Raw genomic sequence first — 17785 nt, 5'->3', positions numbered from 1 at the left:
GCGGTTCATTGCATTTGCATGTACTACCCTCTGGAAAGCGGACTGGATGCACTTGGCGGAAAAAATATCAGTGGCCGATTCAGCGGGCCTCACAAGGCCGCCAGTTGGTCATGGCGGGTATGCCTGTTCAGGTTTTTGCGACGCGGTCGATACCTAGGTAAATGGGCGATCAGTGCGTGACTGCCGATGCCGCCATCAGGAGTCTCGTCATCAGGACGATTCACCCTCGTTTTCAATGGAATGGGCATGTCCAGGAATAACCCGCTTTTCGCACTGCTGTTACTGTTCGCATGCCCTGTCGGGTGGGCGGGTGTGGCCAAGCTTGATGTCGTGGTGCACGAAGGCACGGGCCAGCGGCTGCCCGACGCGGTGGTCACGCTGCAAGGCCCGATCGGTGCGCCTTTGGCGCTTCCCGCCGCGAATATGGATCAGCGCAGCCAGCAGTTTGCGCCCCACGTACTGGCGGTGCACACCGGCACCCCGATCAAATTCCCCAACAGCGACAACATCCGCCACCAGGTCTACTCGTTTTCGCCGGCCAAACGCTTCGAGTTGCGTTTATACGAGGGCACACCCTCCGAGCCGGTGCTGTTCGATAAGCCGGGGGTGGTGGTATTGGGCTGCAACATCCATGACCGGATGCTCGGCTACGTCTTTGTCACCGACGATCCGCGTTTTGCCGTCAGCGATGCCCAAGGCAATGTGGTGCTGAACGATTTGCCAGTCGGCGAATACCGCGTGACGCTTTGGCATCCCCGGCTCAAGGGCATGCAACCGATCGATGCTGGTTCTGTGAAGCTACCTGCGACCGGCCTCAAGCAGAACTACACGCTGGCGTTGGAGCCGTTACCTGAGCAGGCTGCATCCGCTCCGACTTCGAGTGCCTTCGGCGATACATTCAAGCGAGCGGCTCGTGAAACTGCGCAATAGTTTCCAGGCGCAAGTCGCAGCGGTGATGATCCTGTTGTCGCTCGGGGTGATCAGCGTGTTGTATTTCAGCGTGAATGCGGCGACCCGTTCTGCGGTGCGTAGCCAGTCCGAGGCACAATTGGACGTCGGGACACGCGTCTTCGAGCGGCTGCTGGAGGTGCAGGGCCGACGCTTGGCCGATGGCGTGCAGTTATTGGCGGCCGATTTCGGTTTTCGCGAAGCGGTGGCCAGCCGGGACGCTGCAACCATCCGCTCAGTGCTGGTCAACCATGGCAAGCGCATCAATGCCAGTGACATGATCCTGCTGAGCATGGACGGTGAGGTACTCGCCAGTACCCTCGACAACATGCCCCAGGGTTCTTTGTTTCAATACGACGGCGCGCTGCGCCTGGCACAACGTGAGCGCCAGGCCATGGTGATCGTGCCGCTGCAGGGTAAACCGCATCTGCTTGTTGAAACGCCTGTGCTCGCGCCTTTGCCCGTTGCCAGGGTGGTGATGGGTTTCAGCATGGATAAGGCCTTTGCCAGTGAGTTGCGCTCACTCACCAACCTTGAGGTTTCGTTTCTTGCCGTTGATCAACAACGCTCTGGTGAGCTTGTCAGTACGCAACCAGACGTTCTGCACGAGCCTGTCTCCAGCCTGATGCTCAACTCGTCCAACCGCAACAGAGCGATGTTGACGGAGCACCTGGATCGCAATTTCCTCAGTCAGTTGCTGATGCTGGCTGACGGTTCGAATGAGTACGATGGACAAGTCATTGCACTCTTGCAGAGTCCACTGGACGCGGCCATGCAAGCCTTTGCTCCGCTGGATGAGAAGATCCTGGCGATTACCCTGGTCGCGCTGATTGCCTCGTTGGTCGGCGCTTTGCTATTGGCACGAGGCGTGTCGCGTCCGGTCAAGTCATTGGCCCTCGCGGCTGAGCGCATCGGCCAAGGCGATTACCAGACCCCCGTGGTTCTGGAGCGAGAGGATGAACTCGGGTTGTTGGCCAAAGCTGTCAATTCCATGCAAAGCGGCATCGCTGAGCGGGAGCAGCAGCTGGCTCACAATGCCCTCCATGACCCCGTGACCGGCTTGCCCAACCGCGCACTGGCCATGGAGCGCCTTGGCAGCGCGATTGCCGCCAATCGGCCAATGACATTGATATGCATGGGCATCCATAACCTGCGCGCCATCAACGAAACGGCCGACCCCGAGACGGTTGACCAGTTGCTCCGTCAAACCGGTCGGCGAACCCAAGCCCTGTTGCACGCTGGCGACACCGTGGCGCATCTGATCGCCGAGGAGTTCCTGGTTCTGCTCGATGGGGTGGACAGTGACGCGGCAGTGGCCGTGGCGGACAAACTGCAGCAATTATTGCTCAAGCCTCAGCACATCAACGGTCACGATCTGGCGCTGGACTGCCGGCTTGGAATAGCGGCTTTCCCGGCGGATGGGCAAAGCGCGCAGACCCTGCTGGAGCGCGCCTCGATTGCCATGAAAGACGCGGCGCAGATGCCGGGTCATCTGCAGATTTATCAGCACGGGCGTGATCTGGCTCACCGCCGCCAGATCACCCTGATTCGTGACCTGCGCCACGCGGCAAACAATGGTGAGCTGCTCCTGCATTACCAGCCCAAGATGGACATTCTGAAGAATCATGTCCGCCAGGCTGAGGCCCTGTTGCGCTGGCAACATCCACAACTGGGCTCGATTTCTCCTGCCGAATTCATTCCGTTGGCAGAACGGACGGGAAGTATTCAGGCGCTGACCCACTGGGTGATCAACGAGGGCATGCGTCAGCTTTCGCAGTGGAATGAGCGGGGCCTGTGCTTGCAGCTGTCATTGAACATCTCCGCCGAGGACCTGATCAGCGATGACCTGCCTGTTCGGGTCGTGGCATTGCTGCGCACGCATCGGTTGCCAGCCGAGCAGTTGGTGTTTGAAGTCACCGAAAGCGCTGTCATGCGCGAGCCCGAGCGGGCCTTGAAGAACCTCCACCTGTTACGTGATTGCGGCATCAGCCTGTCAGTGGATGACTTTGGCACGGGCTATTCCTCCTTGGCGCACCTCAAGCGGCTGCCGGTGCAAGAGTTGAAAATCGACCAATCGTTCGTTCGCGATCTTAACGACACCAGCGAAGACGCCGTAATCGTCCGCTCGACCATCGAAATGAGTCATAACCTGGGGCTCAAGGTCGTTGCCGAAGGTGTTGAATATGAACACAGCCTGAGGTTACTCGAGCGTTGGCATTGCGATACCGCGCAGGGTTACCTGATCAGCCGACCGCTCACCGCCGCGGCATTCGAGGCCTGGGTGGCGTTGCCTTTGAATTTCCATACGGCGCTGGTTCATTGAACATCATGACTCCACGTTTGTTGCTATCGATCGGCTGTTGCTTAGGCCTGGCCCTTCAATCCGTTTCAGCCGACGGCGGGCGTTTGATCGCGACCGGTGGCGCCAGCAGCCTGGAGGGCGCCGCTGGCGGCGGAATCACGCCTTGGGCGGTGCTCACCGGGTACGGCGAAAAAAACGAGTGGGGTGCGACTGCGTTCGCGACCTCGGTCAATCTGCCGGATTATCGGCTGGATGTCGCAGGGTTAGCCGTGGCCTATGACAACCGGGTCGAGCTGTCCTTCGCCCGGCAGCGTTTCGACCTGGGTTCGCTGGTGAACAAGCTGAACCTGCCCGACGATAACCTCGGCCAAGACATTTTCGCCATGAAGGTGCGTTTGTTCGGTGACGTGATTTACGACGATTTGCCGCAGGTCTCCCTTGGTCTGGCGTACAAACACCAGAACAATTTCCTGATCCCGAGCCTGGTCGGCGCCAGGCGGGACAGCGACACCGAAGGCTATCTGGCTGCCAGCCGGTTGTTCATTGGCGGGGCGTTTGGCTACAACCTGCTGCTCAATGGCAGCCTGCGCTACAGCCGCGCCAATGAACTGGGGTTGCTCGGGTTCGGCGGTGACCGTCGCGATACCCATAGCGTGCTGAAGGAGGGCTCCCTGGCGGTGCTACTCAGTCCGCGCTGGGCATTAGGCGTCGAGTATCGGCAGAAACCGGACAACCTGTCCTTTGCCGGGGAAAGTGACTGGGCTGACCTGTTCGTCGGTTACTTTCCCAATAAACATCTGTCAGTGGTGCTGGCCTACGCGCGGCTGGGCGAAATCGCGACGCTCGACCGCCAGAACGGCACATATCTTTCGGTACAGGGGAGTTTTTGATGCGCATTGTCCTGTTGATGCTGATCGGCTTGTTGGGTGCCTGCGCACACCCTTTGCCCAAGGACGATTTGCTCTATCAAGACCTCGGTGCGCAGGCGGGGATCACCCGGATCGTCGAGGGCATGCTGCTGAATATCGCCCGTGATGAACGTATCGTAGAGCGCTTTCGCAAGATTGATATCGAGCGGCTGCGCGACAAATTGATCGAGCAGTTTTGCGTTGAAACGGGCGGCCCGTGCGTCTACACCGGTGACAGCATGGCCGAGAGTCACAAGGGGCAGAACATCAGCCGCAGTGACTTCAATGCCTTGGTTGAAGACCTGATTGCGGCGATGGAAGAACAGCGTGTTCCGGTGCCCGTGCAAAATCGGCTGATCGCACGACTGGCACCGATGCGTGGCGAGATCGTTGAGAAGTGAAAACGGTTTTCCGCAAGCCGCGGGCAGATACGCAAGAAGCCTCAGCGTGCTCAACATCTGGATGGCATACCCTCAGGCACAGACCTGTTGCCGACGTTTACTGCACACGTTCGTCCGGCAGGCGCTTCCTGCGACCGGTGAGCATGGACAACGGCAGGTTGTCGCGGACCTGGATACTCTCAAAAACGGCTGCCAGCACATGCACACACACAAGACCGAGCAGCGTGTTGGCGGCGGTTTCGTGCAGTTGCAGCGGCCAATCGGCGCCCCAGAGGGCATCGACTTCCTGCATCAGAAAGCCGCTGATGCCGATAGTCAGCAACGCCAGCAACATCGACAGCATCACCAGCGCGCCAATCGGCGAATGGCCCAGGCGGTGTTGTGGCCGGCCGTTGAGCAGCGAGCGCACGTGGGCACCCAGACGTTCTGGCGTAGGCCAGAAGTCCGCCCAACGTGCGCTGCGTGGCCCGACAAATCCCCAAACCGTTCGTACCAGCAGCCAGGCCATGGCGTAATAGCCCAGCCAGACGTGCCAGTCGTCGCCTGCTTCGTTGAAGAAGTAGTTGGCGACAAAGACCCCGGCGATAGACAGATGAAACAGTCTCACCAGCGGGTCCCACAGGCGTAAGGATTCGCCTGGCATCAGCCTTTGATCTCGGTCTTCACGGCTTTGCCGGTAACCGGGTCATGGTAGATTTCGACCTTGCGCTTGTCCTTGTCGAAGCCGTAGATCTCGTAGCAGTTGCCATCGGTCACCTTGAACTTGCTGATCTCGTAGCCTTCGGCCTTGAGCTTGTCCTGGAAGGCTTTTTGGTCTTGCCATTGCGAACGCTCCGCGGTGGTGCATTGCGGACCGGCGACAGCCAGGGGGCTGGCGATAATCAGGGACAACAGGAGAATTTTGCGCATGGAAAAGCTCTCAGCGGATGTGGGAGATTGCACAGTGCAAAACCAACCTTAGGCCAACCTTAGTTGGCAACGAGTCGTAACATTTTGCTGAAATACCCCCGGCCAGAACTCGGCATGATGCCGCCGATTCCTATAGAGACTTTGCCATGCGCCTGCTCCTTGTCGAAGATGACCGTGCCCTTGGCCAGGGAATTCGCGTAGCCCTGGGTGCCGAAGGCTATACGCTGGACTGGCTGCAGGATGGCGTCGCGGCCCTGCACGCCGTGCGCAGCGAAAGCTTTGACCTGTTGCTGCTCGACCTCGGCCTGCCACGCCTCGACGGCCTCGACCTGTTGCATCAACTGCGCGCCGAGCAGCACGATTTACCGGTGCTGGTCCTCACCGCCCGCGACGGCACCGCCGAACGCATCGCCGGGCTCGACGCTGGCGCCGACGACTATCTGGTGAAACCCTTCGACGTCGAAGAACTCAAGGCCCGCGTGCGCGCCTTGCTGCGCCGCAGCCAGGGGCGGGCGCAACCGATGCTTGAACACGCCGGCGTCAGCCTCGACCCGGCCACTCAGCAGGTGCGCTACCAGGATGCGGACGTCATCGTCACCCCCATGGAATACCAACTGCTTCACCAACTGATGGTGCGTCCCGGCAAAGTGGTGACCCGCGAGCGCCTGTCCCGCGCGCTGTACGGCTGGCAGGACCGGGTCGAGAGCAACACATTGGAAGTGTTGATCCACAACCTGCGGAAAAAGTTATCCAGCGAGCTGATCCGCACCGTGCGCGGCGTTGGCTACGTATTGGCGCGCAAACCATGACCTCCGTGCGGGCGCGCATCCTCGTTCCTGTATTGGCCCTGATCCTGTTGGGTGACGCCGTGATCAGCTGGCTGGTGCTGCGCGATAGCCACCAGGAAATAGAAGAAGTCTACGACGCCCAACTGGCCCAAAGCGCGCGGCTGCTGCAAGGCGTGCTGCGCCAACGCGACCCCGGCGAAGCTGACTGGGACCGCCTCTACCAGGCCTTCGACCAGGCCATGAGTCGCGTCGGTGAAAACGGCGTTGCCCATCCTTATGAAACCCGCTTGACCTTCCAGGTGTGGCGCAGGGATGGCCAGCTACTGGTGCGCTCCGCCGGCGCACCGGTTCTCGATGCGTCGCTGGCCACCCTGGGCTCCCACGACATTGTCGATAACGGCAACGACTGGTGCGCCTTTCTCCTCGCCGACCCTGAACAGGACCTGCTGATCTGGGTCGGCGAGCGCGACGACATCCGCCAGGACCTGATCCAGCGCATCGTGCGTCATACGCTCTGGCCCAGCCTGATTGGAGTGCCGCTGCTGGCGCTGCTGATCTGGCTGGTCATCGGCTGGGGCCTCAGCCCCTTGCGGGCCATGGCCCTTTCTATCCGTGGGCGCACCACCGAGACTTTGCAGCCGTTGCATCTCAAGCCTCTGCCCAGCGACCTTGAGCCCATGCAAACCGCGCTGAATCGCCTGCTGGACCAGGTCGATGGTCTATTGGAACGCGAGCGCCGCTTCATCGCCGACGCCGCTCACGAGCTGCGTACACCCTTGGCGATCCTGCGCATCCATGCCCAGAACGCGCAAAACGCGGGGACCGAAGAGCAGCGGCGCGAGGCGCTGCATTTCCTGGTCAACGGGGTCGATCGCGCCACTCGCATCGCCAGCCAGCTCTTGACCATGGCCCGCATCGAACCGCAGCTGAACAACCCCGTGTATCAGCGCGTGCAACTCGCCGAACTGGTCCGTGAAGAATTGGCCGAACTCACGCCGCTGGCCATGGAAAAGAACGTGGAATTGGTATTGGAGTGTGATGAAGCGTGTTGGGTGCAAAGCGAGCCGGTAGCACTGGCCATTGTCCTGCAGAACCTGGTGACCAATGCCCTCAACTTTTCTCCACCAGGGAGCGAGGTGGCTGTAGTGGTGCGCAAGGACGAGGCGGGCAGGGTCTGCTTGAGGGTTGAAGACGCCGGCCCGGGGATCGATGAAGGGGAAATCGCAAGGCTGTTCGAGCGGTTTTACAGTCGCGGCAATGCCAATGGCGCGGGCCTGGGATTGGCCATCGTGCAGATGGTGACAAACAAGATTGGCTGCACGTTACGCCTTTACAACCTGTCCAGCGGTGGCGTGTGTGCGGAGCTGGCAATTTAGTGAACTTTTACCCGGCGAATTTTTCCACTGCTCAGAGGTTATGCGAGGGCATGACGCTCGGATGATTCTTGCGAAAAATATCCCCCTGGCAGAGCCTTTAATGACAATAAACCCGTCACAACCCAAGCCCTCATTGCGCCGCGCCATCACGGGGCCGATGCTGTTTCTGTTCATCCTTGGCGATGTACTCGGCGCCGGCGTTTATGCGCTGGCGGGTACCATCGCCGGAGAGGTAGGCGGGGCGATCTGGGTGCCGTTGTTGATTGCGTTGTTTTTCGCCATGTTGACGGCAGGATCGTACGCCGAACTGGTCTCGAAATATCCTCACGCGGGCGCGGCGTCGGTGTTCGCCGAAAAGGCTTTCAAGTCACCGCTGATATCGTTCCTGGTCGGTTTTTGCATGCTCGCCGCGGCGGTGACCAGCGCTGCTGGTCTCTCGCTGGCCTTCGCGGGGGACTATCTTGGCGCATTCATCGAGGTATCACCCCACGTTGCCGCGCTGATCTTCCTGCTGGTCATTGCCCTCTTGAATGCGCGAGGGATCAAGGAATCTCTGGGGGCGAATCTGCTGATGACCGTGATCGAGCTGTCCGGGCTGATGTTGGTCATCGTTGCTGCGGGTTACTTTTTCAGTTCTGGCGAAGCTGAACTGGCAAGGGCGCTGGAATTCAAGCCTGGGATCAGTCCAATGCTGGCGGTGTTGGGCGCGGCGTTGCTCGCGTTCTATTCATTCGTGGGTTTTGAGACGTCCGCCAATCTCGCGGAAGAGATCAAGGATGTCCGCAAGGTATACCCACGGGCCTTGTTCGCGGCGCTGATTACCGCAGGAGTGGTTTACATGGCCGTTGGGGTCGCCGCGTCCTCAGTGTTGCCAACGGAGAAACTGCTCGCCACATCGGCCCCATTACTCGAAGTGGTTCGGACTTCCGGGCTCGACATTTCGCCGCGCCTGTTCGCCTTTATCGCGCTCATCGCGGTGGCCAACGGAGCGCTGTTGACCATGATCATGGCCAGTCGACTCACTTACGGGATGGCAAACCTGGGGCTGTTGCCAGATGTCCTGGGACGGGTCCTGCCGCACAGGCGCACACCGTGGGCGGCGATTATTGCAACGACGCTCGTAGCCATCGCACTGACGCTGACAGGAACGTTGGCGACCTTGGCGCAAACCGTGGTGCTGCTTTTACTGTTTGTGTTCCTCAGCACCAACATGGCCGTGCTGGTGCTACGCAAGGACAAGGTTGCAGAGGAACATTTTCAGGTTCCCACTTGGGTACCCTGGCTGGCGATCCTGTCTTGCCTGGTATTGTTGAGTCAGCAAGACCTGGGTACGTGGCTGCGAGGCGGGGCACTTATCCTGGTGGGAATGCTGCTGTATGTCTTTGCCCGAATGGCTGTGCCGGCAGTTGTTAAACCAGACTAGACAACGGCCGCACCGCAAGCAGACGCGCCTTGTGCAGGAGCGGATCACCTACACCGATGGCGGACGACGCTCCGATACGCGCGCTCTTGGCCACAGCAGCGCGGCCAGGCCAATGGCGTAGACAACCGCAAACAGCATGTAGGCGATTCGGCTGGAAAACAGCTGGGGCGTCTCTGTTGGCAGTGGCGATACACCGAGGCCGAACAGAATAACGAAGGTGATCAGCCCGCCGCCGAATATCTTCCCGGTGGCGTTGCCGACGGCGGCTTTGCCGGCAAACAGCAGGCTGACCAGCAACAGGATCAGCGCCACCAGCCACAGGGTCGGGCGCAATTCAAACAGCGTGAAGGCCACGGACGCCGCCATCCCGCCTAGCAGGTTGACCAGTACCAGGCCAAGGGCGGTGCGGCTGCTCATGCCCAGGGAAAACTGGCTAAGCAACGAGGCCACCGTGATCGGTACGACGATCGCCGTGGCCAGCCGCGGGTCGCTCAGGCACAGCGCAACCATGGCCAGCAGAATCGTCGCGCTGGCCATGGCCTGGCGAATCACCAGCGTCTGCTCGTGTGGCTGGGCGGCGGCCTGCCTGGCATGTTCACCGGCAGGGTCGGGCAGCAGCGCATGGGCGCCCCAGGTCAGCAGCAAACCCAGGCCGATCGCCTTGACCAGTACCAGCACAATGGATTCGCCCAGATCGCTCTGCGCGATATCGAGCATCGGCACCACGATGGCGATCACCAGCATCAGCGCTGGTCCCGCACCGCCAGGTTGCCGGCCTTGCGCGGTAAAACAGGCGAGATAAAACAGCCAAAGCAGCGGCAGCAATATCCATGGCCGCTCACCGAACATACCCGTCACACCCACCAGCAGCGCGCCGGTGAGCATACTTACCAGCAACGTTATCAACCCTTGAGACAGCGCTGGCGCGCGGCGGCTGGCCAAGAGGAACTGGACGGCGAACAAGGGCGCGAGAAACGGCAGGATGTTGCCAAGGACCAGGCCCGCGCCCAAGCCCACGGTCACTGCCAGGGCGACACGCAGTCCCTGGCGTTTGATCCGCAGCAGCTCAAGCTCCGCCTGCCCGTCAATTGACATAGTTCAGCCAGGCGCCCAGCCGTGTCATGAAAGCCCCCAGCGCGTTAGTCATGGGGTTGTCATCGGTATAGATCACCACGCTCACCTGCGAGCCGTAACGCGGGCCGATCGGGTGCGGTTCCTCCACTATCAGGCGTACCGGAAAGCGCTGCGGGTCGCGCACCCAACCACTCTGGTTGCGCACCGAGGGCAGGGCCGAGTTGCTGCTGCCCTGTTGCGCGACACCCCAGCCGACGCTTTCAACGCGACCTTTGAACACACGGCCGGGCAATACATCGAACACCAGTTCCGCCGGATCGTCGGCCTGCACATGTTCCAGGCTGTTTTCCTTGAACGCGGCAGACACCCATACCGTGCCCCTGTCGATGAAGGTCAGTGCCGGTTGGCCGGCGCTGACGACCTGACCGACGGCGAGCTGGAGATGGGTGATCACGCCGTCGGCGGGTGCGATGACTTCGGTACGCACCAGATCGAGCCGGGCTTTTTCCAGCGCGGCCAGGGCTTGCTTGAATTGCGGGTTGTCGTTGCCTTTGGGCCCCAGTTGCTGGCGCGCCCGCTCCAGGTCGGCCTGGGCCTTGCTCACGGCCGCCTCGGCGGAGCCCAGCGAGGCTTTCGCTTCATCCTGGCGGGCGGCGGCGAACACGCCACGCTCCACCAGTTGGTTCACCCGTCGGGCTTGCTCGCGAATGTTGTCGCGCTGCGCTCGCGCCGACACCAGCTGCGCCTGGGCGGCATCCACCGAGGCGGTGCTGGCACCCACTGCCTGGCCGGCTTCCTCCAGCCGTGCCTCAGCCTCGCTGACGACAAGTCTGTAGGGTTGCGGGTCGATACGAAACAGCACCTGGCCGGTCTTCACCCGGGCATTGTCGAGCACCGTTATTTCTGTCACACGGCCACCCACCTCGGCAGCCATTTCCACCACATAGGCTTGCACCACGGCTTGCGATGTCGAGGGCGTGCGGCGCTCCATGAAAATCGAGAGGGTGAACAGCACGGCGATCGACACTGCAACGCCCAGGGCAATGCGCCGTAGCGGATTGGCTGGCGCAGGCTTTTCAGGAAGCGGTTCGGTTTGTAACTCAGGCTCGACGGAACTGGGCGAATCGGGCATATCGGCACCTGCAAGTCATGGCCATTCAAAAAAACAGCTGACAGAGCGCCGGGGGCGGCGACCCTGGCATCGGATCAGACCGCGTCGGCAGCGGTATTGACCCGTGCGGTGCGGATAAACAACGCGCGCATTTTCTCCCAGAAATTGCCACCCAGGACGAAGAAGCTGCCGATCAACAGGACATCGCCAAGCAGTTGCAATGCCCAGCTGTTGGGGCGAAAGCCGGGCGCGAAGGCATCGATATAAGGTTCAAGAAAAGAGCACAGCAACGGCAGGCAGAACATCACCAGGCCAATACGGTGGCGGGTGACGCTGACCTCCTGCTCGGCACTGGGCACAAGGCCCGACACATAACCGAACACCTTCTGCTTGAGCTCTTGAAAACCCGCCTTGCCCATCACCGCGATGACCAGCAGCAACAGCACCTTGTTGATGATGAACAGCGCGCCGGTGATCGCCGCGATGGTGGAGCGGGGCACATCCGCAGCCGCTGCCAACGGCACCAGCAACCATAACGTGAGCATCAGGCAAAGAATGGCGATGCCTGCCTTGAAGCGCCATTTCGCGGACTTTGACGTGGCCGGAGGCTGTACCGTGCTCATGCTGCCTTACCTTTGTTTGAGTTGTTATGGCTTTTGGTCTGGAGCGAAACTGAGCTTAGCAGCTGGATTGTCAACGCATTCAGCGCTGTCGGTATTTTCTGCGCAGGGACCGAATCCGTTCATGCGTGGGATACAGCTCGCCCTCACATCCGATGCTGCTCCAGCAGAAAGTCCACAAACACCCGTACCCGCGCCGGCATTGCCGCGCCCCCCACGAAGACGGCATGGATCGGCTCCCGGTCTCCGGGGTTCCAGGCATCCAGCAGCGCTACCAGATCGCCGCGTTGCAGGTCCTCGGCCACGCTGAACTCGCCGATACGGGCGATGCCTGCGCCTAACCGTGCGAACTGTGCCAGCGCCTCACCACTGCTGCATTCGATGTTGCCGCTGACCTTCAGGGAAAACGCTTTGCCGCCGCGGGTGAACGGCCAGTTAGGTTCGGCGCGACGGAAGTTGAAGCGCAGACAGTTGTGCCGCAGCAGGTCTTCCGGTTCCTGAGGTGTGCCATGGCGTTGCAGATACTCGGGCGAAGCCACCACCACCTGGCCGGTGTCGCCGATCCTGCGGGCGGTCAGCGGGCTGTCGGGCAGATGGCCAAACCGCACCGCCACATCGGCCTGGCCGCCGAGAATGTCGACTACTTCATCGCCAAGGGTGAGGTCGACGACAATGTTCGGGTAGCGGGCGCTGAATGCGGCCACCAGCGGAACGATGGTCTGTCGCCCGTGGCCAAGGGCGGCACTGACCCGCAAACGGCCCTTGGGCACGCCCTGGTCGGCGATGGCTTCTTCGACCTCGGCCATGTCGGCGAGGATCCGCCGGGCTGCGCGCAGGTAAGCCTCGCCTTCGGCGGTGAAGGTGATCGATCGGGTGGTGCGCAACAGCAGCCGAGTGCCCAGGCGTAGTTCGGTACGCGCAATGATCCGACTGACCGCCGAGGGTGTCAGCCCCAATACGCGCGCCGCGGCTGACAAGCTGCCTTCCTGCGCCACCGTGGCGAATATGGCCATTTCACCTGATCTGCCGTTGAAGTCCATTTGTGCTCCCTAGGCAAAGGTCTTTGCCAGAAATGCTGTCTACCGCCTTGGAAGGTTGAATCGTAGCATTTGCGGCACAGATGAGGAGACTTCCAATGCGTATCAATCCACCACTTGTCGCACTCGCCATTGGTGCCTTTGGCATCGGCGTTACCGAGTTTGCCCCCATGGGCATGTTGCCGGGCATTGCCGCGGATCTCGGCGTTTCCATTCCCGCCGCGGGTCTGTTGGTCAGTGCCTACGCCCTGGGCGTGCTGCTCGGCGCGCCGCTGATGACCTTGACCACCGGCAGGATTCCCCGACGCTATCTGCTGATCGGACTCATGGCGATTTTCACCTTGGGTAACCTCATGTCAGCGCTGGCGACCGATTACTACAGCCTGATGGTCGCCAGGGTCGTGACCTCACTGAACCACGGCGCGTTTTTTGGCGTCGGCTCCATCGTCGCCGCGAGCGTGGTCGCCCCGGAAAAACGTGCCGGGGCGGTCGCCGCCATGTTCATGGGCCTGACTCTAGCGACCATCGGCGGTGTGCCGTTGGCGGCCTGGTTTGGCGATTTGTTTGGCTGGCGCACCGCGTTCTGGGGAATTACCGGATTGGGCGTAGTGGCTATGGCCGCGTTGTGGTTCGCGCTGCCCAACCTGCCGGCGCCGCAAAGCAGCGGTGTGCTGGCGGAAATTCGGGTGCTGGGCCGTGGCCCGGTGCTCGGAGCGTTGGCCCTGACGGTAGTCGGCTCAGGCGCAATGTTCACCGTCTTCACTTACATCGCTCCGATCCTGAGCAGCGAGACCCATGCCTCCAGTGCCTTTATCACGGCGATGTTGGTGCTGTTCGGCGTGGGGCTGACGCTGGGAAATATGTGGGGCGGCAAGGCCGCGGATCGCTCGATCGACCGGACCCTGATCGTTTCCCTGAGCGTGCTGATCCTCGTCCTGCTGGCGTTCACCGTACTGATGCGCTGGCCGCTGCCGGCTGCGGTTGCCATCCTGATCTGGGGGATCGCCAGTTTTGCCTTGGTGCCGCCATTGCAGATGCGCGTGATGGAAGCCGCCAAGGATGCGCCCAATCTGGCCTCGGCGGTGAATATCGGCGCCTTCAATTTCGGCAACGCCATTGGTGCGGCGCTGGGCGGCGCGGTGATCAACGCGGGGTTGGGTTACCCGGCGATTTCCCTGGCCGGCGCGACAATGGCGGGCCTGGGACTGCTGATGGTGCTGGCTTTTGCCTGGCGTGCCCGAGGGGTTGCGGCTGCGACGGTGTGAAGGTGGCGCGATTGGGACGCTCGGCCGGCTGAAAACCTCCATGGCCGCGCGAAGCGGGCACGTTGGGACTATGCTCATTGCCACTACCGTCAATGCGCTGGTTTCAGTCGCTCGCCAAGGAAAGGAGTCTGTACGTGTCTGATACTTCATGCCCGGTTCCAGTATTGAAATGGCCCTCGATCCATAAAACCCTTTGGCGCTTCGCCGGCTGCGTGACCGGGCTGGCGATGCTTGCCGCCCATCCAGCCCAAGCGGCCGACAGCTCTACCGCAAGCCATAGCATCGCCTTCAGCAATTCCTACGCGGGCAGTGATTTTCGCAAGGTGATGGTGCGCAACTGGCAGGAGATCGCGCTCCAGGCGCAGAAGGATGGGTTGATCCGCGAGGCTCCGGTGGTCAGCGCCAACAACTCGGCGTCGGAACAAGCGGCCCATATCCAGGACATGATCGTCAATGGCGTCAACGCTATCGTCGTCCTGGCCGCCTCCGACACGGCGCTGAACGGGGTGATCCGCGATGCCTGCAATGCCGGCATCGTGGTGGTGGTCATGGCCAGCCTGGTCAGCGAAAGTTGCGTCTATACCGTGGACTACAACTGGTCCGCCATGGGCCGCGTGGAGATGGATTACATCGCCGAGCGCCTCAAGGGGAACGGAACGCTGCTGGAGATCCGCGGCATTGCCGGCGATGCCACCGATAAAAACATCAGCGACGGCATTCGCAAGGCCGCCAGCGACTATCCAGGCCTGAAATTCGCCAAGACCGTGTACGGGAACTGGACGGCTTCCGTCGCCCGCAAAGAGGTGGCGCTGGCGCTACCGTCGCTGCCGAGCATCGATGCCGTGGCGACTCAAGGAGGCGACGGTTATGGCGCGGCCATGGCGTTCAAGGCGGCGGGACGGCCTTTGCCGATCATCGTGATGGGCAATCGTCAGGACGAACTCGCCCTGTGGAAACAGGAACGCGATGCCAATGGCTACGAGACCGTCTCTGTTTCTGCCTCCCCCAGCGTTTCGCAGGTAGGTTTCTGGGTGGCGCAGCAGATTCTGGCGGGCAAGCAGGTGCCGAAGTTCGTCGAAGTGCCGCTGGTGCGTATCGATGCGAAAGACCTGGACGCCTGGCTCGCAACCATGCCGGTGGGCGGTGCCGCCAATCCTTTTTACAGCCAGGCCTCCGTGGCTGCGATGATCGACGCGGCCAACAACAATACGGCGCCGCCGGCGACGCCTGTGCCGGAGGTTACGCAACAGTAGTGGCGGCCGGGGAGTGGGGAGGCGCAGCGCCATGGTGACATTCAAGCCCGTCACCGACAGGCCCATTGCCGTCAGGATCGGGCTGGCGGTCGCCGCGCTGGTATTCCTGATGCTGGCGGTGTCGCTAGTGAACCTCTACGGCTTGCGAGGCATGGTCCGCGCGGTGGATTCCGCCAGCCATTCGGCGGAGATCCTGGCCTCGGTCAACGGCGCCACCGGGCGTGTGGAAAACTTCATCGCCACCCGCGACCCCGAAAGCCTGTCCCAGGCCGAAGGGATGGTGGCGACGGCGATCGCCGGCCTCAGCGCCATTCCGGCGGCCGAGGCGCAATCGCTCAAGGGCAGCCTGGAGCGGCTCGCCGCGGCGATCACCGCCTTGCGCGCGGCGACCCTGACCATGGATGGCGAAACGGAGAACATGACCGCCCACTACGGGCGGATGCGCGAGGCGACGATCCTCGTCGAACAGGGCATCGCCGATGGGCTGAAGGGACTTGATTCCCGCACCGCCGAGCACGAGGCGCGGGTAGCCGACATCGAAAGCGCGCACCGCATCCTGGACGTCCTGCGCAATGGCGAACGGATCATCACCGCCCATGTGGCCAAGGTGTTGGTGACCGGGGATGCGGTGGCTGCCACCGCGGCGCGCAACGCCTGCGCGGCGCTCCTGCCGGTGGTCGAACAACTGCGCGAGGTGATGGGAGCACCGCAGGAAACGGAGATTCTGGACCAACTGGCGGCGACGGTCGCCGCTGCCAGCGCGGCGGTGGGGCACCTTGGTGAGGCCCCCAGGCTTCGGGGAGACGAAGCTTTGCGGCATCTGGCCGCCGTCGGGGATGCGGCCACGCGGCTCGAGGCGATGCTGGCTGACGCGGATGGGCTCGTCGGCCACGACGCCAGCGACATTCAGGCAGCGACCGGGTTGCTGCACAACGCAGCTGCGTTATCCAAGCGTTTCGCCGAGCGTGTCGCCACGCTGGAAGCCCAGACCTTGTCGTTTCGCCTGTCACCGTCGGCCGAGACCGCCCGCTCTGTTGGCCTGATTCTCGACGAGCTCTCCCGTCTCGCTCGGGTTCTGCCTTCGTCCGTAAGGCTGCAAGCCCAGGCGACGCCCCTGACGGTCAGCGATCAGATTGCCGGCTACCGGGCGGCCTTCGCCAGGTTCCATCAGGCGAGCAATGCCTTGAGCGCGGCGCGCGACGAGGTTCGCAACGAGGCACGGAGCGCCGGCCTGTTGGTTGCGCGCTTTGCGGGGGAAGCGCGCTCCGACGCCTTGGTCCACAACGATCGCGGCATGCTTGCGACGATAGTGGCGGGCACCGTCGCCGTCCTGCTGGCCGGTGCCATCGCCTGGAGCACGTCACGATTTGTCGCGCAGCCCATTGTGGCCCTGGCCTCGGTCATGCGCCGGCTTGCGGCCGGCGACCTGAACGCCGAGATCGCCAGCGCCGCACGCGGTGACGAGATTGGAATCATGACCCGCGCTGTACGGGTGTTCCAGGAGAATGCCCTGCGCATCCGGGTGCTGGAGGCCGAGGCCGAGGCCGAGCGACAGCAGGTCCAGGCCTCTCTGGAGCGAATGGTCGCCGAACGGACCGACACGTTGCACCAACAGACCGACATACTGGAGGCGCAGGCCGTCGAACTCATTCAGGCGCGCAACCAGGCCGAGACGGCCAACCAGGCAAAGAGCGATTTTGTCGCCACGGTCAGCCATGAACTGCGCACCCCTCTGACGCTCATCCTCGCCCCCCTGGAGCAGCTCTCGGCGGCGACCACCCCGCCGGCCGACTGGCGGGTGCAGGTCGAACGCGCCCAACGCAACGCATTGCGCTTGATGAACCGGGTGAACGACATCCTCGATTTTTCCAAGGCCGAAGCTGGCAAGTTCGAGTTGTGTCCCTCGCCAGTTGATTTGAACACGGCGGTGGGGGTGCTGGCCGAGGACGCCGCCATGGTCGCCGAGGGCAAAGGTTGCACCTTGACTTGCAGCATCGATCCCGCGCTTGGCACGGTGTTCCTGGACCCCCGGCACTTCGAGAAAATCCTCCTCAACCTGGTGAGCAATGCCATCAAGTTCACGCCCGCCGGCGGCACCGTGCATTTGGCAGTGACGCTGATCGATGGCGAGCGATTCGAGCTCGCGGTGCAGGACTCGGGAATTGGCATTGCGCCGGACAAACTGCCGCTGCTGTTCCAGCGTTTTTCCCAGATCGACAACTCCGCCACACGTCATTACAGCGGCACCGGCATTGGTCTGGCCCTGGTCAAGGACCTGGCCGAACTGATGGGCGGCGAAGTTGCCGTCAACAGCGAACCTGGAAGGGGTTCGTGCTTCGTTGTCCGGCTTCCGCTGGGGGCTGAGCAGAA

At 62.0% G+C, this 17785-nt stretch carries 15 protein-coding genes and 1 pseudogene; 10 read left to right on the top strand and 6 right to left on the bottom strand.

Features of this window, described 5'->3' with window-relative positions:
- Positions 1-246: 246 nt before the first annotated feature.
- From ACE04F_RS03135 to ACE04F_RS03120, 4 genes are read left to right on the top strand one after another with little or no spacing between them, the layout of a single operon-like run.
- Complete coding sequence (locus ACE04F_RS03135; RefSeq protein WP_486104986.1) at positions 247-930, top strand: methylamine utilization protein; 684 nt, start codon at positions 247-249, stop codon at positions 928-930.
- Positions 914-3271, top strand: a complete 2358-nt coding sequence (locus ACE04F_RS03130) for a putative bifunctional diguanylate cyclase/phosphodiesterase (RefSeq protein ID WP_486104777.1) — start codon at positions 914-916, stop codon at positions 3269-3271. The genes ACE04F_RS03135 and ACE04F_RS03130 overlap by 17 nt, the downstream gene beginning before the upstream one ends.
- 5 nt (positions 3272-3276) lie before the next feature.
- Positions 3277-4140, top strand: a complete 864-nt coding sequence (locus ACE04F_RS03125; RefSeq protein WP_486104775.1) for a DUF3034 family protein — start codon at positions 3277-3279, stop codon at positions 4138-4140.
- Positions 4140-4559: a group I truncated hemoglobin gene (locus ACE04F_RS03120; protein WP_486104773.1), complete on the top strand. Its 420-nt coding sequence runs from the start codon at positions 4140-4142 to the stop codon at positions 4557-4559. Before ACE04F_RS03125 ends, ACE04F_RS03120 begins: the two co-directional genes overlap by 1 nt.
- Positions 4560-4656: 97 nt before the next feature.
- Here the strand turns inward: ACE04F_RS03120 and ACE04F_RS03115 are convergent, their stop codons facing one another.
- On the bottom strand, positions 4657-5202 hold the full coding sequence (locus ACE04F_RS03115; RefSeq protein WP_486104771.1) for a cytochrome b/b6 domain-containing protein: 546 nt from the start codon (positions 5200-5202) through the stop codon (positions 4657-4659).
- Positions 5202-5468, bottom strand: coding sequence for a PepSY domain-containing protein (locus ACE04F_RS03110; protein WP_434624353.1), 267 nt, complete (start codon positions 5466-5468; stop codon positions 5202-5204). The genes ACE04F_RS03115 and ACE04F_RS03110 overlap by 1 nt, the downstream gene beginning before the upstream one ends.
- 146 nt (positions 5469-5614) lie before the next feature.
- Between ACE04F_RS03110 and ACE04F_RS03105 the strand changes: the two genes are divergently transcribed.
- The 3 genes from ACE04F_RS03105 to ACE04F_RS03095 all read left to right on the top strand — a co-directional run bounded on the left by ACE04F_RS03105 (position 5615) and on the right by ACE04F_RS03095 (position 9055).
- Positions 5615-6277 carry a response regulator gene (locus ACE04F_RS03105; RefSeq protein WP_486104769.1) on the top strand — a complete coding sequence of 221 codons (663 nt, stop codon included), beginning with the start codon at positions 5615-5617 and terminating at the stop codon, positions 6275-6277.
- The gene (locus tag ACE04F_RS03100) at positions 6274-7632 is read left to right on the top strand and encodes an ATP-binding protein (RefSeq protein ID WP_486104767.1); all 1359 of its coding nucleotides are present in this window, start codon (positions 6274-6276) and stop codon (positions 7630-7632) included. Before ACE04F_RS03105 ends, ACE04F_RS03100 begins: the two co-directional genes overlap by 4 nt.
- Before the next feature lie 100 nt (positions 7633-7732).
- Positions 7733-9055: an APC family permease gene (locus ACE04F_RS03095; protein ID WP_486104984.1), complete on the top strand. Its 1323-nt coding sequence runs from the start codon at positions 7733-7735 to the stop codon at positions 9053-9055.
- 48 nt (positions 9056-9103) lie between these two features.
- Here ACE04F_RS03095 and ACE04F_RS03090 read toward each other — a convergent pair whose 3' ends face one another.
- From ACE04F_RS03090 to ACE04F_RS03075, 4 genes are all read right to left on the bottom strand, one after another.
- On the bottom strand, positions 9104-10150 hold the full coding sequence (locus ACE04F_RS03090; RefSeq protein ID WP_486104765.1) for a DUF2955 domain-containing protein: 1047 nt from the start codon (positions 10148-10150) through the stop codon (positions 9104-9106).
- A complete protein-coding gene (locus tag ACE04F_RS03085) occupies positions 10140-11261 on the bottom strand; it encodes an HlyD family secretion protein (protein WP_486104763.1) in 1122 nt (373 codons plus the stop codon). Before ACE04F_RS03085 ends, ACE04F_RS03090 begins: the two co-directional genes overlap by 11 nt.
- A 74-nt stretch (positions 11262-11335) precedes the next feature.
- Entirely contained in the window at positions 11336-11863 is a 528-nt protein-coding gene (locus tag ACE04F_RS03080) for a transporter suffix domain-containing protein (protein ID WP_486104761.1), read from the bottom strand.
- 143 nt (positions 11864-12006) lie between these two features.
- A complete protein-coding gene (locus ACE04F_RS03075) occupies positions 12007-12900 on the bottom strand; it encodes a LysR substrate-binding domain-containing protein (protein ID WP_486104759.1) in 894 nt (297 codons plus the stop codon).
- 95 nt (positions 12901-12995) lie between these two features.
- Here ACE04F_RS03075 and ACE04F_RS03070 point away from each other — a divergent pair, with 95 nt between their 5' ends.
- From ACE04F_RS03070 to ACE04F_RS03060, 3 genes and pseudogenes are all read left to right on the top strand, one after another.
- Entirely contained in the window at positions 12996-14162 is a 1167-nt protein-coding gene (locus ACE04F_RS03070) for an MFS transporter (protein ID WP_486104757.1), read from the top strand.
- 227 nt (positions 14163-14389) lie between these two features.
- Positions 14390-15415, top strand: coding sequence for a substrate-binding domain-containing protein (locus ACE04F_RS03065; protein ID WP_486104982.1), 1026 nt, complete (start codon positions 14390-14392; stop codon positions 15413-15415).
- 31 nt (positions 15416-15446) lie between these two features.
- A pseudogene (locus ACE04F_RS03060) lies at positions 15447-17759 on the top strand (sensor histidine kinase); the annotation flags it as partial.
- Between the last annotated feature and the right edge of the window lie 26 nt (positions 17760-17785).

This window comes from Pseudomonas sp. AGC41, from assembly GCF_057334555.1.
The sequence above is the reverse complement of the archived record's forward strand: the minus strand, read 5'-3'. Positions and strand labels throughout refer to the sequence as shown.